Source organism: Methanobrevibacter sp. UBA188, from assembly GCF_905234905.1.
Taxonomy (GTDB): Archaea; Methanobacteriota; Methanobacteria; order Methanobacteriales; family Methanobacteriaceae; genus Methanocatella.
Genome location: NZ_CAJOJM010000007.1, coordinates 13,356 through 35,632 on the forward strand (window position 1 = coordinate 13,356; position 22,277 = coordinate 35,632).

The 22,277-nt window shown below is 34.9% G+C and carries 23 protein-coding genes; 9 read left to right on the plus strand and 14 right to left on the minus strand.

Annotation, left to right across the window (positions count from 1 at the left end; translation table 11 throughout):
• Nucleotides 1-5 precede the first annotated feature (5 nt).
• From moaC to QZ143_RS02485, 4 genes are all read left to right on the plus strand, one after another.
• The gene (gene moaC / locus QZ143_RS02470) at nucleotides 6-473 is read left to right on the plus strand and encodes a cyclic pyranopterin monophosphate synthase MoaC (RefSeq protein ID WP_292880906.1); all 468 of its coding nucleotides are present in this window, start codon (nucleotides 6-8) and stop codon (nucleotides 471-473) included.
• Nucleotides 474-542: 69 nt separating this feature from the next.
• Nucleotides 543-704 carry a preprotein translocase subunit Sec61beta gene (locus QZ143_RS02475; RefSeq protein WP_292607598.1) on the plus strand — a complete coding sequence of 54 codons (162 nt, stop codon included), beginning with the start codon at nucleotides 543-545 and terminating at the stop codon, nucleotides 702-704.
• 55 nt (nucleotides 705-759) lie between these two features.
• Nucleotides 760-1,584 (plus strand): imidazole glycerol phosphate synthase subunit HisF, encoded by an 825-nt coding sequence (hisF, locus tag QZ143_RS02480; RefSeq protein ID WP_292880909.1) that lies wholly within the window; start codon nucleotides 760-762, stop codon nucleotides 1,582-1,584.
• Nucleotides 1,581-2,495 (plus strand): DNA glycosylase, encoded by a 915-nt coding sequence (locus QZ143_RS02485; protein WP_292880912.1) that lies wholly within the window; start codon nucleotides 1,581-1,583, stop codon nucleotides 2,493-2,495. The genes hisF and QZ143_RS02485 overlap by 4 nt, the downstream gene beginning before the upstream one ends.
• 202 nt (nucleotides 2,496-2,697) lie before the next feature.
• Here QZ143_RS02485 and QZ143_RS02490 read toward each other — a convergent pair whose 3' ends face one another.
• Nucleotides 2,698-3,312: an Ig-like domain-containing protein gene (locus QZ143_RS02490; protein WP_292880915.1), complete on the minus strand. Its 615-nt coding sequence runs from the start codon at nucleotides 3,310-3,312 to the stop codon at nucleotides 2,698-2,700.
• Between the two features lie 171 nt (nucleotides 3,313-3,483).
• Complete coding sequence (locus tag QZ143_RS02495; protein WP_292880918.1) at nucleotides 3,484-4,353, minus strand: type II CAAX endopeptidase family protein; 870 nt, start codon at nucleotides 4,351-4,353, stop codon at nucleotides 3,484-3,486.
• A 55-nt stretch (nucleotides 4,354-4,408) separates the two neighbouring features.
• On the opposite strand from QZ143_RS02495, the gene QZ143_RS02500 reads away from it, so the two are divergent.
• Nucleotides 4,409-5,770, plus strand: coding sequence for an MFS transporter (locus tag QZ143_RS02500; RefSeq protein ID WP_292880921.1), 1,362 nt, complete (start codon nucleotides 4,409-4,411; stop codon nucleotides 5,768-5,770).
• Here the strand turns inward: QZ143_RS02500 and QZ143_RS02505 are convergent.
• The 3 genes from QZ143_RS02505 to QZ143_RS02515 all read right to left on the minus strand — a co-directional run bounded on the left by QZ143_RS02505 (nucleotide 5,767) and on the right by QZ143_RS02515 (nucleotide 8,183).
• Entirely contained in the window at nucleotides 5,767-6,180 is a 414-nt protein-coding gene (locus QZ143_RS02505) for a hypothetical protein (protein WP_292607584.1), read from the minus strand. The genes QZ143_RS02500 and QZ143_RS02505 overlap by 4 nt on opposite strands.
• Complete coding sequence (locus QZ143_RS02510) at nucleotides 6,173-6,589, minus strand: hypothetical protein (RefSeq protein WP_292607582.1); 417 nt, start codon at nucleotides 6,587-6,589, stop codon at nucleotides 6,173-6,175. The genes QZ143_RS02505 and QZ143_RS02510 overlap by 8 nt, the downstream gene beginning before the upstream one ends.
• Before the next feature lie 1,162 nt (nucleotides 6,590-7,751).
• On the minus strand, nucleotides 7,752-8,183 hold the full coding sequence (locus QZ143_RS02515; RefSeq protein WP_292880923.1) for a peptidylprolyl isomerase: 432 nt from the start codon (nucleotides 8,181-8,183) through the stop codon (nucleotides 7,752-7,754).
• Nucleotides 8,184-8,253: 70 nt separating this feature from the next.
• Here QZ143_RS02515 and QZ143_RS02520 point away from each other — a divergent pair, with 70 nt between their 5' ends.
• The gene (locus QZ143_RS02520) at nucleotides 8,254-9,414 is read left to right on the plus strand and encodes an acetylornithine transaminase (protein WP_292880925.1); all 1,161 of its coding nucleotides are present in this window, start codon (nucleotides 8,254-8,256) and stop codon (nucleotides 9,412-9,414) included.
• Nucleotides 9,415-9,437: 23 nt separating this feature from the next.
• On the plus strand, nucleotides 9,438-10,139 hold the full coding sequence (locus QZ143_RS02525) for a hypothetical protein (protein WP_292880928.1): 702 nt from the start codon (nucleotides 9,438-9,440) through the stop codon (nucleotides 10,137-10,139).
• Here the strand turns inward: QZ143_RS02525 and QZ143_RS02530 are convergent.
• The gene (locus QZ143_RS02530; RefSeq protein WP_292607571.1) at nucleotides 10,136-10,540 is read right to left on the minus strand and encodes an NUDIX domain-containing protein; all 405 of its coding nucleotides are present in this window, start codon (nucleotides 10,538-10,540) and stop codon (nucleotides 10,136-10,138) included. The two genes, QZ143_RS02525 and QZ143_RS02530, sit on opposite strands and share 4 nt — an antisense overlap.
• Nucleotides 10,541-10,670: 130 nt before the next feature.
• Here QZ143_RS02530 and lysA point away from each other — a divergent pair, with 130 nt between their 5' ends.
• Nucleotides 10,671-11,954, plus strand: coding sequence for a diaminopimelate decarboxylase (lysA, locus tag QZ143_RS02535; protein ID WP_292880931.1), 1,284 nt, complete (start codon nucleotides 10,671-10,673; stop codon nucleotides 11,952-11,954).
• 9 nt (nucleotides 11,955-11,963) lie between these two features.
• On the plus strand, nucleotides 11,964-12,824 hold the full coding sequence (dapF, locus tag QZ143_RS02540) for a diaminopimelate epimerase (protein WP_292880933.1): 861 nt from the start codon (nucleotides 11,964-11,966) through the stop codon (nucleotides 12,822-12,824).
• A gap of 5 nt (nucleotides 12,825-12,829) precedes the next feature.
• Here the strand turns inward: dapF and QZ143_RS02545 are convergent, their stop codons facing one another.
• The 8 genes from QZ143_RS02545 to nrdD form a co-directional block, all read right to left on the minus strand.
• On the minus strand, nucleotides 12,830-12,994 hold the full coding sequence (locus tag QZ143_RS02545; RefSeq protein WP_292607562.1) for a hypothetical protein: 165 nt from the start codon (nucleotides 12,992-12,994) through the stop codon (nucleotides 12,830-12,832).
• 13 nt (nucleotides 12,995-13,007) lie between these two features.
• Nucleotides 13,008-13,592, minus strand: a complete 585-nt coding sequence (locus QZ143_RS02550; RefSeq protein ID WP_292880962.1) for a HemK2/MTQ2 family protein methyltransferase — start codon at nucleotides 13,590-13,592, stop codon at nucleotides 13,008-13,010.
• A gap of 4 nt (nucleotides 13,593-13,596) precedes the next feature.
• On the minus strand, nucleotides 13,597-14,469 hold the full coding sequence (gene rsmA, locus QZ143_RS02555) for a 16S rRNA (adenine(1518)-N(6)/adenine(1519)-N(6))-dimethyltransferase RsmA (RefSeq protein WP_292880935.1): 873 nt from the start codon (nucleotides 14,467-14,469) through the stop codon (nucleotides 13,597-13,599).
• 8 nt (nucleotides 14,470-14,477) lie between these two features.
• Complete coding sequence (locus QZ143_RS02560) at nucleotides 14,478-15,122, minus strand: DUF655 domain-containing protein (RefSeq protein WP_292607557.1); 645 nt, start codon at nucleotides 15,120-15,122, stop codon at nucleotides 14,478-14,480.
• Nucleotides 15,123-15,279: 157 nt separating this feature from the next.
• Nucleotides 15,280-15,627 carry an RNA polymerase Rpb4 family protein gene (locus QZ143_RS02565; RefSeq protein ID WP_292607555.1) on the minus strand — a complete coding sequence of 116 codons (348 nt, stop codon included), beginning with the start codon at nucleotides 15,625-15,627 and terminating at the stop codon, nucleotides 15,280-15,282.
• Between the two features lie 5 nt (nucleotides 15,628-15,632).
• Nucleotides 15,633-15,923: a 50S ribosomal protein L21e gene (locus tag QZ143_RS02570; protein WP_292607552.1), complete on the minus strand. Its 291-nt coding sequence runs from the start codon at nucleotides 15,921-15,923 to the stop codon at nucleotides 15,633-15,635.
• A 229-nt stretch (nucleotides 15,924-16,152) separates the two neighbouring features.
• Nucleotides 16,153-19,743 carry a C1 family peptidase gene (locus QZ143_RS02575; protein ID WP_292880939.1) on the minus strand — a complete coding sequence of 1,197 codons (3,591 nt, stop codon included), beginning with the start codon at nucleotides 19,741-19,743 and terminating at the stop codon, nucleotides 16,153-16,155.
• Nucleotides 19,744-19,886: 143 nt separating this feature from the next.
• Nucleotides 19,887-22,205, minus strand: coding sequence for an anaerobic ribonucleoside-triphosphate reductase (nrdD, locus tag QZ143_RS02580; RefSeq protein ID WP_292607547.1), 2,319 nt, complete (start codon nucleotides 22,203-22,205; stop codon nucleotides 19,887-19,889).
• Between the last annotated feature and the right edge of the window lie 72 nt (nucleotides 22,206-22,277).

Genomic DNA, 22,277 nt, shown 5'->3' on the forward strand with positions numbered 1-22,277 from the left:
GTATTATGGGAGACGAATTTACACATTTAACAGAAAGTGGAGTCCACATGGTTGAAGTTGGCGAAAAGCCGGATCAAAAAAGAAGAGCTATTGCAAGCGGCAGCATTTTTTTAGATGAAAATACTGTGGCAATGATTCAAAATGAAGAAATCAAGAAAGGTAATGTCCTGACAACCGCTCAAATTGCAGGAATTCAGGCGGTAAAAAATACCTCTTCAATAATTCCCCTTTGCCATCCGTTGGCCTTGACCGGCATAGAGCTTAATTTCGAAGTGAAAGCCGATGAAATCATAGCAACCTGTGCCGTCAATACTTTGGGCAAAACCGGTGTTGAAATGGAAGCCATAACTGGTGTAAGCGTAGCTCTGCTTACAGTATGGGATATGGTAAAGGCTGTTGAAAAGGATGAAGACGGTCAGTACCCGGACACCAGAATCAGCGATATCAAAGTTATCAAAAAAGAAAAAATCTAACCTTTATATACTATGAAAAAAATAGATATATACAATTATTTTTATCAATTAACTTAATAGGAGATTACTATGTCAAAAAAAGATAACAAGATTTCCATGCCTCAGACAGGTGCTGGATTAGTAAGATATTTTGATGAAGAAAGTGTAGGTCCAAAACTTTCTCCTGAGCACGTTTTAGTCGCTACTGTTATTGTAGCTATACTTTGTTTCGTTTTAAGATATTCCGCTTAAAATTATTGTTTTTTTTTAAAAAACAATACTACTTTTTTTTATTTATTTAGATAATATGTTAACTAAAAGAATTATTCCTTGTCTGGATTGTGACCTGCAGGTTCCCGAAGGACGTGTTGTTAAGGGAGTGGAATTCAAGGAAATCAAATATGCAGGAAACCCTGTAGACCTTGCCACACGCTATTATGAGGAAGGTGCAGATGAAGTTGTAGTTTTAGACATCACAGCTTCTCACGAAAGAAGAGCCACCATGGCAGATGTGATAGACAGACTGACTGAAAACGTTTTCATGCCGATTTGTGTAGGTGGGGGAATAAGAAAAGTTGACGACTACATTAAAATGCTTAAGGCTGGAGCAGACAAATGCTCAACAAACACTGCGGCAATCAAAAATCCGGAGCTTTTGACAGAAGCCTCAAAGGTTGTAGGTTCACAGGCTGTCGTGATTGGAATCGATGCCAAAAGAAGATATGTTTCACATCCGGATGATGCGCCGGAAAAGACAGTCATCGAAACCGATAATGGCTATTGCTGGTTTGATACAAGCATTTACGGTGGACGTGAATTTACAGGCATTGATGCAATCCAATGGGCTTTAAGGTGTCAGGAATTGGGTGCAGGTGAGATTCTCCTGACCAGTATGGATGGGGATGGAACCCAAAACGGATATGACATTGAGCTTAACAAGACAATCAATGATGCAGTTGACATCCCCGTTATAGCAAGTGGAGGCGTTGGCGAACCTAAACATATTTTGGAAGTCTTCGAAAAGACCGATGTTTCAGCGGCTCTTGCAGCAAGCATATTTCATTTTAACCAGTATTCAATAGGTACCGTTAAAGAATATCTAAAAGAAAATAATGTGGCTGTTCGCTTATGATTCTTAGGACACCTATTGATTTGGAGCTAACTCAACTGTCCGGTCAGACTTCACAGCCTCCATGGTGTGAAGTTGACGGTACTTTTTCTAATGTTGTTAATGTCAATGGCAATCAGGCTATTTTTAATGTTAAACAATCCGGTGAATTTTTAGATTTCAATTATTCAGGAGATGTTTCAGATAGTCAAGCTATTGATAAGCTGAATTATATTTTTGATTTGGATTTTGATTTGGATAAATTCTATAAGTATTTGGGCAATCATGCGGAGTTAGCTGAAATACCTGAGTTTTGCAGTGGTTTGAGACTTTTTCTGGCGAATGATCCCTTTGAATGCATAATATCATCAATATGCTCTGCAAACAATTCAATCAAAAGATGGACCAAATCAATTTCTCAGATAAAACAGAACTGGGGAAATCAGCACGGCAATTACTGCACTTTTCCTAAAAGCAACGATTTATCAAATGTATATCTGGACGATGAGAATGAATTTAATTCATCAGATATTCAGGATATTTCAATGTGCACTAATAATCTCAAAAGTTGCGGTGTAGGATATAGAGCACCATACATGAGAAGGGCATCTGAGATGTTTACAGATGAAATTGATCTCCACGAAATTTTCAAGATGAGCTATGATGAAGCCTTTGAAACAATACTGAAAGTTCCGGGAGTCGGTCCGAAAGTGGCTGACTGCATATTGCTTTACGGATTCAACTTCAGGGAAGCTTTTCCATCGGATGTATGGATAAAACGCATTGTTTCCCATTTGTATTTTGATGGAAAGGATATAAGTGTTGCAAAAATCCGTGAATTTGGAATGGAAGAGTTCGGCAAAAATGCAGGTTATGTCCAGCTTTACATGTTCCACTATGCAAGAATGAGTGGGTTGATGAAAAAATTGAAATGAATCTAACGGAGATTAGGGTTATTTTTTAATAATTAGCCGTTCATATTCGAGAAATCAGTATTAAACGGACAACATTGTTAAAAAAATTAATTTTAGCATAATCCATAGAACTGAAAAATTAGAAAAATTAATAATAATTAGAATATTTCATTTTTCCCTTAAAAAAATAGGAAAATGAGCATTTAAAATGCTCTAAAAAAATCTATTCTAATGAATCGCTTCCTTTAGCTTCTTGGTCTCTGTAGAATTGAACTATGTCTGCAGCGTCAGCACCATCGTTTTGTCCGCCTACAATAACTCCCCATTGGTCGTAGTAGAAGTTGTATTCTGCGTCATAATAAAGAGGCTCATCAGTATTATTGTGGGTTTTGCTTGCATTGGTGTCTTCGTATTTGATTGTACTTGCTGTTGAGTTGACATCGGTTTTTTCTGTGTTGGCTGAACCTTCCACGATTTTAATGGTTTCTTCCAATTTTGAAGGATTGTATTTGTTGTCTCCATAATAGTTGGCAACTACTTTGTGATCTCCTAATTCTTCATTTGTTAAAACCAAATAAAATTTACCGTCTTTGTCTGTCATGACAGAATAATTTTCGTATTTGCCGTTTGCTTCAAAACTAATGTTTACTTTTTGAGATGCAATTGCTTTTCCTTGTGCATCTTTAAGCTGGAATTCAATGTCATCTCCATTTTTTAGAGTTTTTTCACTTAACATTTTTATTTGGGTATTTGTCTTTGCTTCAGCAGCTACTGCAGCTCCAACAGCTACTGCAACAATGAAAATACTCAAAAGTACTAGTGTAATTTTTTTATTCATGTAATCACCATTTATTATTTTTTCACTTTGTTCATTAAATAGTTATCCTTTTAATTGAAGATACAATTATTAATTAAATTAATGTCGTTATGGTTATATTGTTGTCAAAAGATAATTACTTGTTTATTTTTTTTTGATTGGGTTAACTTTAATGCAATTGAATTTTCGTATTCATATTAATTTCTCGGCTTTTTCACCGAACCAGCCTTTCCTAGTTCCTACGTAATATAGGCCTAATGCTGAGACTGTAGTGACAATGATTGTTGAAGCAAAGTCGAAAGGACCAATTATGGATGAAGTTACCTCAAATCCTATGGCTGTAAAATATGCACTGGTTAAATTATTCACGCAATGGAGTGCAGAACTGGCTTCCAAACCATTGCTGCGCCAGGTTAAAAACCCTAAAAGAATTCCTTGTATCAATACTCCCACTACTCCTAAAATACTGTAGGGGTGCATTGATGCAAAAATCACGGACTGAAGAATTATGGCCACGATAGGTATCTTAAACCATGACCCGAAAGTTTGCATAACCAGCCCTCGCAGAAAGTATTCTTCCGCAATGCACTGTAAAGGTATTATGATTAGGCATATTACAAAGAATGTTACTGTCAGAGTATTTGGACCAACAGGGCCATGAATGATTGAAGTTATGATTTCATAGATTAGATATACTGCTAATGGAATGGTCAATGATTTGAAAAATAGTTTCCAGTCCCATCCTCCCCGTGATGATGAATATGAAGAAAACGGTCTGTCTCGAACGATTTTTGTTGCAATATATAGTGAAGGAAGAAAAATTGCCACAGACAGATAGCCGATGTAGCTTCCAGCTTCAGAATTCAACGCTTCGTATCCTTGTGTCATTAACTGGAAAATTGTATTCCAGCCGTATGCCATGCCGAAAATTGCAAATATTGCAACTTGCAGTATTACATATACAATTGCTCCGATTATAAATACTAGTATGGGCTTATACCATCTGTAATTTTCAAAAGTTCTTGGGAATGTTATATATTCCGGAGTATTATGTTCGCTCATGAAATATACTATATTCTAAAAAATATTTAAAGCCATTCATAAATATATAATATTGATGGATAAAAAAAATTTACTCTTATTTATTTGTACAGTATTGTCATTTTTCACTGTTTTTGCGGTCAATGCAGTTACCATTGTCATTCCCTCAATTGCAACTGAATTTCACATGAGCAATATTGTTCAAAACTGGGTAACTATCATTTTTTTACTTGTTGTGGCTGTACTGTCGGTTCCGGCAGGTCAGATTTCAGCAAAATACGGCCTCAAGAAAGTCACTATAATAAGCGTTGTTTTATTTATCATAATCTCCATTGCCAATGTGCTTGTAACATCACAGGAACAGTTTCTGGCTTGCAGATTGATTTTGGGAATTGCTCTGTCTTTCATTAATGTCACTTCAATGGCAATGATTGTGAATGCTTTCCCGCCTGAAGAGCGCGGAAAGGCATTGGGGATAAACATCACAGGCGTTTATGTAGGTCTTTCTCTGTCTCCCGTTATTGGAGGAATTTTGAATTATAATTTGGGATGGAGATCTGTAGTATTATTCGGCGTTCCGTTCCTCTTTGTTATTTTGGCTTTGCTTTTAACAAGAATTGATGATGAGTGGAGTTCCTTTGAAAACCTTCCTCTGGATTTGAAGGGATCATTTGCCTATGGAATCGGAATGGTACTGTTCATGTATGGATTCACCATTCTAAACACTCAGCTTGGAGTAATATTGACAGTTCTTGGTGTAATGATTCTTTTAATATTTGCATGGATTGAGCTTAAACAGGCATATCCGGTATTTGACATCAGATTTTTCAAAAATCACAAGTTTCTGTCCGCCAATTTCGCATCACTGTGTGCATATCTGGCGACTTATGCCGTAACAACAATCCTAAATTATCACCTGCAATACATTAAAGGCTTTGATTCACAGACTGCGGGAATGATATTGCTTGTAGCACCATTTTGTCAGGTGGTTTTAGCTCCAATTGCCGGAAGATTGTCTGACAGGTTCGTGCCGCAAATCCTTGCAGCAATCGGAATGGCTTTAGGTACTTTATCATTGTTTCTGTTTTCATTTTTGGACAGCGCAACATCAATTGAATTTTTATTCGTGGCAATGATACTCTATGGAATCGGTTTCGGATTGTTTTCACCGCCGAATACGAATGTAATCATGGGTTCCGTTCCGCCGAAGGACACATCAGTCGCTTCAGCGGCAGTTGCAACAATGCGTACGGTTGGCCAGGCGATGAGTATGGGAATACTGACATTGGTGTTTGCATTTGTAATGGGTGACGTTCCTATCATTCAACAGTATTATCCTCTATTGATTCAAAGCTGTCAGATAACATGCATTATCTGTGTGGTATTGTGCATAGCTTCTGTTTTTGCTTCATTTGTTGGAATCAAATCTGATAGCTAGTTTAATTCATTGAGCAAATCAAATATCTCTTTAGATTTCATATGGCATCTATTAAATGTATGTTTTATATTTTTGGGATTTTTAGAATCATAATCCACCATATTGCGATATTTTCTTAATACATTAAGGTTTTGAGCTATTTTTGCACCAGCATTATTTCTATTTAAGTTGGGGTGCTTTTTAAATATGGATCTGGTTTCTTGGTGAACTCTGCCTGAAGTTGATTTCATGATTTTTTCATTGAAAGGATTTAAAAATATATTGTTTTCCAAAATGAAATCTCTAGACTCTAGAAAAGATGAATAATAGTATCTGCCAATTCCAGTTCTTAATTTTGCATTGTCTTCTTCATCACTGTAGCTATTGGCAAGTTCATAATATTCATACCAATCGAAATTATTGCTATTCATATTGTTCCACCAAAATTATGTACTCAATTGTTGTTTTAGGATATTTGTCAATTAACATGTCACAAAGCAAATCCTCTTTTTGAAGTAATTGGTCGGATTCCAAATCGGAGTAAATTACTATTTCAAGAATTTTTTCATTTGGATCGGTTTCCTTCATGAAATCAATAGAAAGTTTTCTGTATGGCAATTCCTTTGATAGGATTTCAGGCAAATTCAGGATTATTTTTTCCATTTCTTTGTCGCTGATAATGAATTCATTAATTTCATCAAAATTATTTGATGGAAATTTAAAATGATTTTTTAGAGATTCGTCAGGTGAAATGTTTTCCTTTTGCATGTTTTCTAGTCCGGTATATGTATTCTCCTGTGGAATTTGCATTTCCAATCTTTGCGGGTAATTTCGGTGCATGGTTTTATCCTCCAGAATTTTTTTTAAATTCAATTTATCCTTTGTTTTAATCATTATTTAAAGTTTTACATCTTAATTGAGGTCAATTTTTCTATATTGATATAAAATTTTAATTATATTTAAAATAAAAGCTTTTACGGTCGAATCAATATTGCATTGAATCTGTAATTTTTTTAAAATCAACGTTGAAGTTCAAACAAAGATATTTTTCTAATTAATGGATTTGTTGTCTCAATATATAAAATACGCAGTTTAAAATGAGAACAATTTTTAAAACTCGTACAATTTTATGGCAACATCTTTTAAATTGCTTTAAATTCATAAAATTGCTCTTACTTCGTAAAATTGTCTTTAAATTAAATAAAATAATTTATACTGTTGATTGAAATATATTTGAATAATCAAACTCTTGACCCATGGAGGTGATATTATTTTAGGTAGAATAATATTGCCAATAGTAGGATTTAAAACAGATGTTTTAATGAATGCTCTCTTTGGCAAAACCACTAATTCAACAGGAGGAATCCTTATGAGTATCCGAGAGAAATTTTGGATTGGAGTGCTCATACACACCACTATTTCATGGTGTCTTGCATTCTACCTCATATGGGTTATATATTAAGTTAGCATGAGGCCATAGGATTTCACCTTTAAATTGTAGAAAATAATCAAATATTATGATGATTGTTTATCAATGGCCTTAAACAGCCATATTTGGGTTTGTTTATTCATAATCGACACTTTCTACAATTTATAAATTAAAATTAATAAAGTTTATATATCAATTGTTTCATATCATATCATAGAGTTTAAAATCCACTCTTTGGATACAATTAAATTCTAACGAATTAGTGGTTTAATTCAATGTCTATCTACCTAAACATGTGTAAACATGTTATAGACATTGAAATAACTAATCACCAGTCTTCAAGATTCATGTCATTATTCAAACTATTTTTTCCAAAACACATCTATTTTTGATATTGGTATCTTGCTTCTTAATGTAATTTCTATTCTGGAATCATGTGCTTAAGTTGGGCATAGTCATCATGATAATTTTAGATGTACCTTTAAAATGAGAGCAATTTTTAAAACTCGTACAATTTTTTCTTTAAAAATCGTTTAATAAGTTAAAATAAAAAAATAAGTTGAAAGATAAGTTCTATCTTTCTTCAATGGTCACTTTGTTCATGACGTCTCCTTGTTGGATTGCATTGACAACGTCCTGACCTTTAATTACTTGACCGAATACGGTGTGAACACCGTCTAAATGTGGTTGTGGGGAGTGAGTAATGAAGAATTGGCTTCCACCAGTGTCTTTACCTGCGTGTGCCATTGATAATGCTCCGGTTCCGTGTCTGTGTGGGTTTCCTTCAGTTTCACATTTGATAGTGTAACCAGGTCCTCCGGTACCGTTACCTTTAGGACATCCCCCTTGAATTACAAAGTCAGGGATTACTCTGTGGAAAGTTAATCCATCATAAAATCCTTCGTTTGCTAATTTTTCAAAGTTGGCTACAGTGCCTGGAGCTTCATTCGGGAATAATTCCAATTCAATATTTCCTTTATCAGTTTCGATTATAGCGACTTTCATTTTATCACCTATTTTTAAATAATATTAATATTATAAATATTAATGATTAAATAGTTTATGGAGGCATTATATGAATACTCAGGAATTAATAAAAATAGAAGATGATTATTTCATAAACACTTTCACAAGACAGCCTGTCGTACTGGACCATGGTGAAGGTGTAAAGGTAACTGACATTGATGGAAACGAATACTTGGACATGTTTGCAGGTATTGCCGTAAATGCTTTAGGTCATAATCATCCTAAACTCGTAAAAGCAATACAGGAACAAGCAGAAAAACTAATTCACATTTCAAGTATCTATTACAATGAACCTGCATTAATCTATGCAAAAAAATTGATTGAAATGACAAGCTTTGACAGAATCTTTTATGCAAACAGCGGTGCTGAAGCAAATGAAGGAGCTATCAAACTTGCAGTGAAATACACCGGAAAAAGCGAAGTCATATCAACTGTCGAATCATTCCACGGAAGAACAGTCGTGACACTTGCCGCAACCGGACATGAACATTATCACGAACCGTTCAAGGCAATACTTCCTAAAGGTTTCATTAATGTTCCATACAATGATATTGAAGCAATTAAGGAAGCAATAACCGAAAATACTGCAGCAATCATTGTTGAACCTATTCAGGGTGAAGGTGGAGTTAATGTCCCTGATATCGAATACCTCCAGGAAATAGAAAAAATCTGTCATGAAAATGACATTGTTTTCATTGTAGATGAAGTTCAGACAGGTTTTGGAAGATGTGGAACACTGTTTGCACATGAACTCTTTGACGTAAAACCTGACATCATGACAATGGCTAAAGGTATAGGTGGAGGAGTTCCAATGGGTGGAATCCTTGCAACAGAAAAGGTTGCCAGCGCATTCGTACCTGGAGATCACGGAACCACTTTCGGTGGAGGACCTCTTGTCTGTGCTGCAGCTAATGCGGTTTTGGACACAATCGTTGATGAAAATATCCTTGACAATGTCAATGAGGTTGGAGACTACTTCATTTCAGAGCTTAAGAAATTGGACAAGGATGTAATAGCTGAAGTAAGAGGAAAAGGTCTTATGGTTGGTCTTGAACTCACCAAACCTGGAGCTGAATATGTGGACAAACTCCGAGAAGCAGGATTTTTAATCAACTGTACTGCGGATAAGGTCTTGAGATTCGTTCCACCACTTATAATTACAAAAGAAGAAGTCGACGAGTTTGTAAAAGCTTTGGATGAAATTTTATAAAAAATTAACAAGAGGTTTTGTTTATGGCAAGGCGGGTAGAATATTTATGCAATACTTGTGGATATACTTACACTTCCATAGATGAAATATTTTGGATTGATGAAACAGGTCAGGTTAACATAAAGCCGTTGGTAAAGTCAACATCTGCAGAAAGCTCAATCGCACCGGTCAAAGGATTTTTTGCTAAATATTATTGCTATGGATGTCAAAAATTCGTAAATAAATTCATAATATATAAAAAATCCCTTGAAATGGATGACGGTGAGATAATTCAGATGATTGAGGATTCCAGTGATGATTCAAAAATCATTCAGTTTGACGATGAGTTTCAAAGATGCATAGAATGCGGAAGCGAACTTGCTTCAAAGGCCGATTACTCATTTGCACTGGATACGGATGATGAATTCCACATTGGTGAAGACGATTATGACTTTTCTGCTGGCAATAAATTCAAATTTGCCGGAATCTATCATGGTTATTTCTGTTCAAACTGCAAAAAGCAAATCAACAAATTTGTAATAACTGAAAACAATGCAAATTTCACAGATTCTGAAATCAAGGCCATTCTGAACGAGCATACCAATGACCTGACAATATTCATTCGCCGTGATTTTGATATTTGTCCTGATTGCGGTGAAGAGGTATACTACCTGAATCAGAATTCCACATGCCCGAAATGCAGAAAAGATAGTTTAACCGTCGTAGGTCATATGATGGTGGACTAAATCTTTCCTTTTCTTTTTTTCAATACTTTCTCAAGAGATGTAGAAATCTCCAATGTTTCAATCTTATCCAGATTGGCCCACATCCAGTCTGTGTGCTCTTCGCTTATTTTCACATCACCTGAAACATCATCAAGATACATTATCAGCTGCACGGTTCTTTTGTGCATGTAATCGTTTTGAACGGCTTCACAGAAGTCCCCCACTTCACAGTCAAGATTTGTTTCCTCCTTGATTTCTCGGATAAGGGCATCTGCAAAGTGCTCTGCCTTTTCAACTTTTCCTCCAGGAAGTTCCCACATCTCCGGGTCGGTTCTGCTTTTCGGATGTCTTTTTACAATCAATATTTCATCATCACTGTTTTTGATGATTCCCCTTACTGTTAGTCCATATGCCGGTTTCATTGTATCACTACATTATCTTTTCAAGGTACACATTAATAACTTGAACGGAAATTCCATTTCCTTGAAAAATTTTAAATAAAGCGAAATCCATAATTATAAATATAATGTAACTTTTTTAGGAGTTTTAATTATGGATTTAAATATAAAAGTTAACGACAAAAACCACCTTGATATCGGTGGAGCAGATGCAGTTGATATTGCAGAAGAATTCGGAACTCCAACCTTTGTGATTGATGAAAACAGGATAAGAGAAAACTATAAAAAATTTTATGGTGCATTTTCAAAATATTATCCTGACTTCAAGGTGTTCTATGCATGTAAAGCAAATACCAACATCGCTGTCATGAAAATTTTGGAAAGCGAAGGTTGCTGTATTGATGCAGTATCTCCTGGTGAAGTTCATATCTCCAAAATGGTAGGATTTTCCGGAGACAGAATTCTTTTCACAGGTAACAACATCACAAATGAAGAGCTAAAATATGTCCATGACGAAGGTGTTGTCCTAAACATCGATTCAGTTTCAGCATTGAAAAGATTAGCTAAAATGGTTGATCCTGAAGGATTAAAACTTTCATTCAGGGTAAACCCAATGGTAGGTGCAGGACATCACGAACACACCATTACCGGTGGTGTAATGAGTAAATTCGGTATAATGGACAATGAAGCTGTTGAAGTATACAAATTAGCTCAGGAATTAGGATTCAACCCAATCGGTATGCATTCCCACATCGGTTCTGGAATCTTGGACCCTGAACCATTCAAATTGGCTGTCGAATCAACTATGGACATTGCAGGACAAGTCCATGAAGAAACAGGAATCAACTTTGAATTCATCGATTTCGGTGGAGGTATAGGTGTTCCTTACACTCCTGATGAAAAACTTCTTGATTTGGATAAATTCGCAGAAGTCAATATAGGATTGTTCAAAGAAAAATTGGAAAAATACGGCATGGAAGAACCTACAATGTTTTTAGAACCTGGAAGATACCTTGTTGCTGATGCAGCAGTACTTCTTGTAACTGTAAACAGTGTAAAACAAAGCTACAGAAAGTTCATAGGTGTGGATGCAGGTTTCAACACACTTCAAAGACCTGCAATGTACGGTTCATACCACCATATTGTAGATGCAAGCAGAATGGATGCTCCTAACACCCAAGAGGTTGACGTTGCAGGTAACGTATGTGAATCAGGAGATCTCTTTGCACGTGACAGGCCGCTTCCAGACATCGAAGAAGGCGACATTTTAGGAATCATGAATGCAGGTGCATACGGATTTACCATGTCTTCAAATTATAATTCAAGACCACTTCCATCAGAAATACTCGTAACTGATGGTAAATGCACAGTAATTCGTGAAAAACAAACTTATGAAGATTTATATGCTAAACAAAGCATTCCACCACACTTAAAATAAGTTGATACCATGGTAGATTTAAAAGGATTAAAATTTTCAAAAATGCACGGAATCGGGAATGACTTTCCTATAATTGATGAAAGCAAAGGCAAAGTCATACCTGAAGAAGATAAACCTGAAGCATGCAGATTCTTATGCCACAGAAACTTTGGAGTTGGTGGAGATGGTGTATTATTTGTAGAGCCATCTGATGTTGCTGATATCGGGTACAGAATGTTCAATCCAGATGGAAGCGAAGCTGAAATGTGTGGAAACGGAATAAGATGCTTTGCAGATTTCGTATACAGAAAAGGCATTTTAAAACAGGAAAAAATGACTGTTGAAACTCGTGCAGGAATTAAAACTATAGAAATTACATTGGAAAATGATGAACCTGCATTATTTAAAGTTGATATGGGTTTATCTACCTTTAAAACTCCTGAAATTCCAATGACTGCTGATGTTGATGAATTTTTGGACGGTGAATTGGAAGTTGTTGATACTACATTCAATGTTACCGCAATCAGCGTTGGAAATCCTCACGCAATAATCTTTGTTGATGATGTGGATGCCATTGACATCAACAAATACGGTCCTGCCATTGAAGCACATGAAGTTTTCCCTGAAAAGATCAATGTACACTTTGTTGAAGTCATTTCAAAAAATGAAGGTAAAATGATTACTTGGGAAAGAGGCGCTGGAGTTACCCTTGCATGCGGTACCGGTGCGACTTCCACAGCTATTTCCGGTTTCAAATTAGGCTTATTTGATGAAGATGTCTTGCTTCATTTGCCTGGTGGAGACTTAAAATTCAATATTTATGAAAAAGACGATGAGCTAGGAGCATTCATGAATGGTCCTGCTGAACTTGTCTTTGATGGAGAATTCTAATTCTCCTACATTCCTCTTTTTTTACGATATAGTCCTATTGCAATATCTGCAATGGCCAGTATGAAAATTAATATTGTCCATATTGTTATTTCTTTTCTGATTATTGCAAATGCGGCTCCTAAAGCCATCAATATGACACCAACATAAACTGATTTTTTCCATTCTTCCATTTTATCACCTGTATTATATTTTGTAAGCATTAATTAATGTAATATCTTCGAAAAAGAAATGCTCTGAAGCAGCTATTTCTGCTATAAATCCTAATTCATCTAATATTGCAAGAGTTTCATCATTGCCTGAAAGTGAAGACTGAATCATCTGGACAATTCCACCATCATTTAAATGATTTCCCACTTCATTTAAAAATAAGTCAATGACTTTTCTTCCATTTAATCCACCGTCGAAGGCATAATTTATTGTGTTGTCTAAAACTTCATCATCTTCGGTAGGTAGATATGGAGTATTGAATAGAATTACATCAAACTTTCTATTTTCCACAACTTCAAAGAGATTTCCCCATAGGATTTCAATGTTTTCAATTCCGTTTTCGGCGAAGTTCTTTCGGGCAAGCTCGCAGGCATCGAAATTGATGTCTGTCACTGTGATGTCATCGGTTAATCTTGAAGCGTACATCGCAACGATTCCCGAACCTGTTCCTATTTCCAAAACGCTCTGTCCTTTTTTGATTTCGAGATTATCGGCCAAAAGGTAGCTGTCTTCTGCCGGAACATAAACATTGTCATCAGTATTTATAATAAAGTCAGGCATAACATCACTCATTAAAAATAGGATTCAATTTCTTTGATAAAAACAATATTTCTTCTGGAGTCAGCTCAACAACTCTTTTTGAGAGATATTCATTAAGTTCATCGTCTTCAATTGCATTCAACCTTTTTTTGAGAATCTTTTTGTCGATATTGCTTATTATGTGTCTTGAATCAATCAAAGCATTTTTGATTTTCTTGTTTCTGTGCTGAAATAGCGCTTTTGTAAAATTAGAGTATATCTTAAAGTCGTCATCGGATATTTTGTTTTCCTTTGGAGTCAGCTTGACGACAGTCGAGTCAATTTTTGGTTTTGGAATGAAGCTTTCTGCACTGACGTTTGTCAGAGTTTCGACATTGCACTTGAAATATAACATTGCTGAAAGCCTTGAATAGTTTTTACTTCCGACTTCCCCGTTCATGCGATCGGCAAATTCCTTTTGATACATTAAAATGGCCAGATCAAAGTCGTATTCTAAAAATTTGAATGTGATGGGTGATGAGATTTGATAAGGTAGATTTGAAATGATTTTGTTGAATTTCGGAAAGTCAACTTTCAGTGCATCATCATTGATTAGCTCTACATTATCTATTTTTTCATCTTTAAGTCGTTTGGTTAGAATCTTGCAGATGTTTTCATCTTGCTCAATTGCAATTACCTTTTTGGCTTTTTTTGCAAGTTCAATTGTTAGTGTACCTATCCCGGTTCCTATTTCCAAAACAACATCGTTTTTATCAACATCCCCAAAGCCGATGATTTGATTTCTTTTGTTTTTGTCAATCAGGTAGTTTTGGCCAAGATTTTTATTTAATGTTATCCCATGTTGATTCAAAATGTTTTTGGTTATTTTAGATAAGGATTGGGAGGTATCACTAGTCAATTTATCACTTAGTTTCTTGGTTTTCTCTGTGGTTTCCTCTGACCTCTTGGAGGTTGTGTGAAAAGATTATACTTATTTTTACCTCTTTTTGGTGTGGAGGTATCTAATTCTTGCTGTACTCTTTTTACAATCATTCCTGCAGGGTCTGCTAGAGTAGGGAGCCTTTGTGAAAAGTCTTCAAAGCTTTCAAAAGGTTTTTCTTCCCTTGCTTCAATAATTTCCCACATGTATTTTTTACCAATTCCAGGAATTAACTCTAATTTATGAAGTCTTGTACTTAATGCTTCAGCAGTATTAAAGAATTCAACATATTTGTCTTCTTGTGATTCAACAATGTCTCGAATAGCATATTCTAATTCTATTCTACTTGTTGCAGTTAAGTTTTCATAATCTAATTTTCCAAGAACCCTGTATATCTTATCTCTTTTGCCTTTTCCAATATACACGGTATCCTGTATTTCTAAATCTACTCCAGTCTTAGGAGCTAATTCTAGTAAAGTGAATTGTTCTGTACCAATAGCTTGAGCAATGGCTTTTCCACCAAATTTGGACATGTCAGATTTAACATATCCACGACTTAAATAGTCAAGTACAACAGCATGTTCCTCTTTTTTTACTGTTGACGCTTTGTTATTTTTGTTTTTATTCTCCATTTTATCACTTCACTATTGTTTTTTCATAATCAAAAAATTGACTAAAGATAATCTTAATATAAATTATTGTTTTTAAATGTAATAAACATATCTAAAAAAAGTTAGTAGTTTATTGAAAAATAAGTAAATAAATAAAAAAAGAGAAATAGTTTAAGAACTATTCCACAACATCATATTGTTCTAGGATTTCTAAAATTCCTTCCATTTCTTCTTTGGTAGGTTGATATGGTTCTTTAGCAAAAATTAATCTTAAATCTGCTAAATCTTCAGGAACTAAATCCACAATATGAACTATTGCCCTAGTTCTTAAGTTAGGTAATAATTCTTGAAGCTTTTCCATAATCTCTTCACTGTCTTCCACAGAATATCTTTTGAATCTTGAAAGATGGTTTAAGGTTAAGTTTTGTTCATAGTTTAATTCATTGTCCTGTGAGAAGTCTTCAAGAATTTCTTTTACTTTTGAGCTTGGTATTGCTTCACTATCAATTATTTCTTTTCCGATCATAAAAATCAGTTTTGTAATTTTAAGTGGTCTGGTCTTACGATTAAATCTTTAGCTTTGTTTCCATCTTTTAAGGATACGATGTAAGCTTTACCTTTTTGACCAGTGATTTTACCAGTTTTACCATGGAATCTAGGAGCTGGTTGTCCTTTTTGAATACTTGGGTTAATGGTAATGTGAACTAAGTCTCCTTCTTCGAATCTTTGGAGTCTGTTAGTAATCGGGTTAGTTCTGCCCGGTCTTTGTACTTTAGTCATTTTTTTTCTTGATCTACTTTTTAATCCTCTTGATCTTTGCATTTGAATAACCTCTTAATCAGTAGTCTGGGTATAAATCTATGTTATCAGCGACCTAGTATTAAAAAGCCCATAAATACTAGTAACATAGAATGTTAAAATAAAAATTATCATCCAGTGATATGATAATATTATATTTTTAGTTTAATCTTATTAATATACTTTTAGTTTTTCATATCCAATTTTTGAAAATTCAAAACTAAAATAAAAAAAGAGAGGAAAGTTTTTCCTCTTAAGCTTTAACTTTTAAAGTTGTTTTGATGGTGTTTCTATTGACGCTAAATTTTATTGGGTATGTCTTTCCCACTTTGAGCTTGCTGATAAACTTTTTATTAAAGGTAAATATGGCGTTTCCATGTTTATTGGTTTTTATTGCATATGATTTACCATTTAATTTGAGCATTACCCATATGCGATCAATAGCAGTTTTGCCGTTTTTAACTGTTGCTTTTACAGTGAGCTTTTTAGCGGATTTTTTCACGGTGAATTTTTTTGTTTTAAGGTTTTGTTTTACCTTAACGGTCCTTTTGATAGTTTGGCCTTTGTAGGTAGCGGTTAGTTTGTATTTTCCAGGTGTTGCTGTGTCAGGTATTTTTAAGGAAATATAACCTTTGGCATTTGTTTTTAATTTGTAGTTTTTCTTGTTAAATTTGACTTTAACTACCTGATTTTTACCGACAGCCTTACCGTCATTTCCGATAATTTTTGCTTTAAACTTATGTCCGTCAAAGTAATACATTACAATGTTTTTAGCACCGCTGAACCTTGAAACAACTTTGATTTTGCTTTTCTTTACCTCTTTGGTTTTTGGATTTTTAACCGAAACTGTTTGTGTTTTGGTTAATTTTTTAAATTTAAGGGTTATGTATCCGTTTTTGTCAGTTGTATATGTTTTGGATTTACCATTAATTGATACTTTAGCCTTGGTTTTTGCTAACGCTTTTCCAGCAGAATCCACTAATTTCACTTTATAGTTGTAGTTGCTTTTGTAGCCTCTTGCAACATTTTTTGAAATTACTGTATTTTTTATTTTGACATAGCTCACAATTTTTGTGTTGTTGAAGATTGTTGTGATTTTGTATCCTCCTGGTTTGGCGTTTATGTTAAGCTTAGCCAATCCGTCAGGACCTGCAGTTCTTGTATATTTCTTTTTGTTGAATATAAAAGTAACCTTTTCGCCCGGGCTGACTTTTGCGGTAAATGGTTTTGTATTTTTATAGTATTTTACCAGGTTTTTAGTGACTTTAATATCGTCAATTGTGTATGCTTTTACAATAGCTATTTGGTTAACGCTTTTAAGGTCTTGCCAGGTTTTTCCATTATTGGTACTTGCATAACTTTTTCCGGATTCGACAGGAATTCTGGTTTTAGAAACAGCAAACATTTTATTAGAGAATCCTACTACAAATTTATCTCCTTTTTTGACTTGGATAAGACTATTCAGTTGGATTGTTTCATATCCTCCATATTTGCTATTGCCTTTTTGTGTATGCATTTCAATACCATTTACAATTATTATCACTTCATAGGCCATGCCTGCTTTTAAAAATTGGGTTCCCACAGCTGCAATCAATGTGTCTTCTGCAGCGACAAATTCATTGAAATACCCTGAGACCTCTTTATGATAATAATTTTCTCCACCGATATCATGCTGATAAATCCTATCGTAGGACTCGTTGGTAATAACGTAGGCAATGCTGGTAGCATCTTTTCCCATGGAAGTGTCGTAATAGGAAAGATAGAAATATCCTCCGTCTCCCCAGTCGCTTCCCCAACTGTTTTTAACTATCCATGCACCATCACCAGGTGGTTCGATGAGGAAGTTGTGTTTGGAATAAGTGTCATTCCATCCGACAATACAGACTCTGTGGTCTGTTGCTTTTTTGCCGTTATAAAATTGTGCATTTGTAACAGGATTATAGTATTTTGATTCATTAAAGTCTGCATAATGGTTAACTGCTACAGCTCCATATTTTACTAGAGCGGTTTTAATTGCTTTTTCACGGTCTCCAGGTTTTTTACTGTCAGGAATAATAACAACATTTTGAATGTGAAGGTCATCGGAAGTTGTTGACACTGGGGAAATTTTACTAAGTTCATCATACTCCTCATATTTATCAGGGAAAATTCCTAACCAATTGACCAGATAAGACCAGCCTACAAATTCACTTGCGCCTTCAGTTGTGCCTTTTTTTCCATATTCCGAATATTGAAGCCCGATATTTACACCATTATTTACGGATAATGAATATGTTTTGTTTGTATATCTGAGTAATGCAGATTCTAGGGCTGCAAAATTACCGAATTCCCAACATGAACCCATAAATCCTTGGTTTTTAACAGGTGTGACCCAACCGTAATCTCTTAAATCATATTTCTCTGCTCCTATTTCACCAGTAGGGTTGTCGACTATTTTAAAAGGTTCTGCTGTATTTCTGAAATTGTAAAAGTTATTTTTATTGTTGAATGATCTGACGTCATTGAAGTAACTGTTTTTTGTATTTGATTTTATTTTTCCATATACTGTGTATATGCTTGTGACATTGGAAGGATTGTTGAATGCATTGTTTTGTAAAGATAAAGTGGTATCGTATGCATAGAGTGTAGAAACGGTTGATCCAAGGTTGTCTCGGAAAACATTGTTTTTAATAGTTACGGTTCCCATATCAAAATAACATGCTCCTCCGTAGGATACTTTATCTATTAATCTGTTGGATCTGAATATTGAGGTTGAAATGCCTACATTAGCATAACTTGTATAGATTGCACCACCATCGTATTCCGCTGTATTGTAAGTGAAATTTGTATCGGTAATTCTTAATTTTCCACCTAGCTGAAGGATGGCTCCTCCAAATCCAGAGTAACAATTATTAAATTTGGTGTTTTTAATTGTAACTAGTGCATTTTTGATATCATTTTCGTCTGCGGGGATATCTATAAAAATAGCACCACCATTATTGGTACTGGATATATTGTCAAATTCACAGTCAGATATTGTTAATTTATTACTTTTTTTAAAACAAATTGCTCCTGCAGTTCTATTTGCAAGCAGGTTTTTGAATTTTGATTTGGAAATTGTTACATTGGAATATTCCTCAGCAAATATTGCAGTTGAATATTTGGAAGTTGTATTCAAAAAGTTGGAATTTGATATTTTTGCTATTGCGTTATATATGTAAATTTGACCTTTAATTGTTTTATTGGAGCTACTGATGAATGTGCACTTGTTAATGTTCAAGTCACTTCCATAAGATGTTATTGAAGCACCTTCTTCTCCGAAGTTGTCAATGAAGTTACAATTTTTAATATCTGCTTTGTATCCCTTAACAAAAACGGCTCCGACTTTAATATCGTCAATGGTTCCATTACTATTACAATTTATAAAAGTTACATTATCTAATATTAAATTGGAATAACTTACGATTGCTGAACCTGAATCACATAATCCGTTTTTAATAATTAAATTCTTTATTGTAAATGTTCCTTTACCGGAAAAATTAAATGCTTTTGCCTGATTGTCACAGTCAATTACATGATTATTACCGTTGATTTCAAAGCTATATTTATTTATATTAATTCCTTTATCATAATTCACATCGGTTGTCTTGTTGAACTTGTAATCTGTATCTAGATCTAGTTTTGACTCTGATATACCTACATCAGCCCATAAATCTAGAAACGTACTGCTTTTTACATTATCTTCCTTTAAAACATTCTCTGCCGTGTTGTCAGTGTCGTTCAAATCAGCTGCCGATATTGCAGAGATTGAAATCAATAAAACAAACAACATGAGAGTGAATGCTACGAATTTGTTTGATTTCATAATACTCTCATCCATTATATTTACAATTGTTATATATAACAGATTAAAATATTTAAATCATTCAGTTTTGATGTGGAAATTGTTAGGTATATATGCTGATGGTTCAGTGATTAAAAAAAATAAGGTGGAAAAGATAACTAAATTTAGTTATCTTCAAATCTTCTTCTGTCAATTAACTCTTGACGTTTACCTGGGTTCCATCCACCGGAAGCGGATTTTGCACGGCCTACTTGTTGTACGTATCCGGTAATTCTGTCATACCATTCTACGTCTTCACTTTCGCCGCAGGTAGGACAAGTGGTATTTAATCCTTTCATTAAGGTTTTACATTTTAAACAGAAGCTTAATGCGGAACTGTAAGCCCAGAATCCGATATCGGATTTTCTTGCAATTTTGTCGGTTAAGCTCATTAATGAATCAGGGTCTGAGTAGGATTCTCCCATGAATGCATGGAAGATGTGTCCACCTGGAGTTAAGCTGTGGTACTGCTCTTCAATCTTGATTTTTTCAATTAATGATGCGCCGGTGTCTACTGGTACATGGGAAGAGTTGGTGTAGTAGTTAGCGTTTCCTTCACCTTGTACAATAGCCTGATCGCCAAATTGTTTTTTATCAAGAGTTGCGAATCTGTATGCGGTTGATTCTGCAGGAGTTTGGAGAACACTCCATCTGAGTCCAGTTTCTTCCTGTAATTTTTTAGCCCTGTCATTGACGTATTCGAGACATTTTACACCAAACTTGTTTGCATCTGGGTTTTCAATGCCTTCTCCGAATAAGGATAATAACATTTCGTTAAGTCCAACGAAACCGAAGGATAATGTTGAGTTTTGGATTCTGTAGTAGGAATCTTCAGCTACTTGCTGTTTTAAGAATGGTAATATGTGGAAATCGTTTAAACATTTTAATCCTTGTTCTCTTCTAAGCATTAATGTTTCAGTTGCTAGGTCCATGTATTCGTCTAGGTATTCAAATACTTGGGTTTCATCTTTGGATTGGTATCCGATTCTTGGGAAGTTTAAGGTTACGTATGCGAGGTTACCTGTTCTTAAACAGTCTTGATCCCAGTCACCAGTCCAGGTATCTTGTAAACAGGTTCTGCAACCCATGTAGTTTGCCATTTTTCCTCTGTATTTAGGGAACATGTTTACAAAGTAGGATGAACCGTATTTTGCAGATAATTCATGTACCAAACGGATGTCGTCATCATATTCGCTGGTCATTGTTTCAGGTCTTAAGGTGTAAATTGTATTTGGGAATAAATGAGGTTTGCCTTCATTGTCTCCAGCGAGTAAGGTTTCAGTAAATGCTCTTTGGATTAATCTGGTTTCTTCTTCAAAGTCAGCATAGGTTCCGACTACTTGACCTTTAGGTCCGTATGCGGTTTCATCTTTTAGGAAATCAGGAACACCGAATTCCAATGCCATACTTGTAAATGGAACTTGTGAACCTCTTGCAGCGTAAGCCATGTTTAGGTTGTAAACGAGCATTTGAACTGCTTGTTTGATTTCATCGTATGTTCTTCCTCTTGCAAATGGTGCTACAAATACGTTCCAAAGGGACATTCCTTGTCCTCCGGACATGTTTTGTTGTGCTGCAAGCATGATTTCACCAGTGTGGTTCATTAAGGTTTCCATGTGGTTAGGTGCGCCTGCAATGGAGGTGTGGTCACCAGTACCGTCAACTTTAAGTCCGTATTTGATGAATGTTCTGATGTCGTGTTGCATACAGTTTAGAGGTCTTCCTGCGAAGAATTCCAAATCGTGAATGTGGATGTCACCTGCCATGTGTGCATCTGCCAAGTGTGCTGGTAACATTTTTAATAATGCGTATTGTTTTAAAGCTTCGTCTGCTACGTGTTTGTGAATACTTTCAGGGTTGTGAATCATGTTTGCATTATCTCTGTTACCGTTTTCGATTAAAGAGGTAATGTTGTATACAGGAATACCTAAACGGGTGTAACGACTTCTTAAGTCTTCCAATCCGTATTCGATTAATTTTGTGTTAACCATTTCCCTGATCATTGGAGCGGTCAAGTATTCGACGTTTAATTTTTTGAGTTCTTTCCAGGTTTCAGTAGCGATTTCAAAAGCGGTTTCTTGGCTAGCACCTGTTTCTTCAATTAAAGTGTTTGCAATTTTTGATAAATCGAATGCTTCGATTGTATCTCTTGATGTACGAACTTTTAATTGGGTGCTTGCTAAGTATTTGTTTGCAATTTCTGTGTCGATGTCTTCAAGACATTCGTAAACGATTTTTTTGATTTCTTTGGTTGTAATTCCATCATATAATTGGGATACAACGGTTGCTACAATCTTATCAGATTCAAAAAAAGGAGTTTCAACCATTACTAAAGATTTTACTAATTTTTCGTAGCTGAATCTCTCTTTTATACCATTATTTTTCTCTACGTTTATTTTAACGGATTCATTTAAATTATTTCCGATTTCTGAACTTCTTTCCATATATTATCCACCTTATTCATTCTATATTAATTAATATTGAATTTAATTGTATAATTATTGTTCGTATTAATA

Coding starts and splice junctions, on each gene's coding strand:
- moaC (WP_292880906.1), top strand. CDS start 6: ATGGGAGACGAATTTACACATTTAACAGAAAGTGGAGTCCACATGGTT.
- QZ143_RS02475 (WP_292607598.1), top strand. CDS start 543: ATGTCAAAAAAAGATAACAAGATTTCCATGCCTCAGACAGGTGCTGGA.
- hisF (WP_292880909.1), top strand. CDS start 760: ATGTTAACTAAAAGAATTATTCCTTGTCTGGATTGTGACCTGCAGGTT.
- QZ143_RS02485 (WP_292880912.1), top strand. CDS start 1,581: ATGATTCTTAGGACACCTATTGATTTGGAGCTAACTCAACTGTCCGGT.
- QZ143_RS02490 (WP_292880915.1), bottom strand. CDS start 3,312: ATGAATAAAAAAATTACACTAGTACTTTTGAGTATTTTCATTGTTGCA.
- QZ143_RS02495 (WP_292880918.1), bottom strand. CDS start 4,353: ATGAGCGAACATAATACTCCGGAATATATAACATTCCCAAGAACTTTT.
- QZ143_RS02500 (WP_292880921.1), top strand. CDS start 4,409: ATGGATAAAAAAAATTTACTCTTATTTATTTGTACAGTATTGTCATTT.
- QZ143_RS02505 (WP_292607584.1), bottom strand. CDS start 6,180: ATGAATAGCAATAATTTCGATTGGTATGAATATTATGAACTTGCCAAT.
- QZ143_RS02510 (WP_292607582.1), bottom strand. CDS start 6,589: ATGCACCGAAATTACCCGCAAAGATTGGAAATGCAAATTCCACAGGAG.
- QZ143_RS02515 (WP_292880923.1), bottom strand. CDS start 8,183: ATGAAAGTCGCTATAATCGAAACTGATAAAGGAAATATTGAATTGGAA.
- QZ143_RS02520 (WP_292880925.1), top strand. CDS start 8,254: ATGAATACTCAGGAATTAATAAAAATAGAAGATGATTATTTCATAAAC.
- QZ143_RS02525 (WP_292880928.1), top strand. CDS start 9,438: ATGGCAAGGCGGGTAGAATATTTATGCAATACTTGTGGATATACTTAC.
- QZ143_RS02530 (WP_292607571.1), bottom strand. CDS start 10,540: ATGAAACCGGCATATGGACTAACAGTAAGGGGAATCATCAAAAACAGT.
- lysA (WP_292880931.1), top strand. CDS start 10,671: ATGGATTTAAATATAAAAGTTAACGACAAAAACCACCTTGATATCGGT.
- dapF (WP_292880933.1), top strand. CDS start 11,964: ATGGTAGATTTAAAAGGATTAAAATTTTCAAAAATGCACGGAATCGGG.
- QZ143_RS02545 (WP_292607562.1), bottom strand. CDS start 12,994: ATGGAAGAATGGAAAAAATCAGTTTATGTTGGTGTCATATTGATGGCT.
- QZ143_RS02550 (WP_292880962.1), bottom strand. CDS start 13,592: ATGCCTGACTTTATTATAAATACTGATGACAATGTTTATGTTCCGGCA.
- QZ143_RS02560 (WP_292607557.1), bottom strand. CDS start 15,122: ATGGAGAATAAAAACAAAAATAACAAAGCGTCAACAGTAAAAAAAGAG.
- QZ143_RS02565 (WP_292607555.1), bottom strand. CDS start 15,627: ATGATCGGAAAAGAAATAATTGATAGTGAAGCAATACCAAGCTCAAAA.
- QZ143_RS02570 (WP_292607552.1), bottom strand. CDS start 15,923: ATGCAAAGATCAAGAGGATTAAAAAGTAGATCAAGAAAAAAAATGACT.
- QZ143_RS02575 (WP_292880939.1), bottom strand. CDS start 19,743: ATGAAATCAAACAAATTCGTAGCATTCACTCTCATGTTGTTTGTTTTA.
- nrdD (WP_292607547.1), bottom strand. CDS start 22,205: ATGGAAAGAAGTTCAGAAATCGGAAATAATTTAAATGAATCCGTTAAA.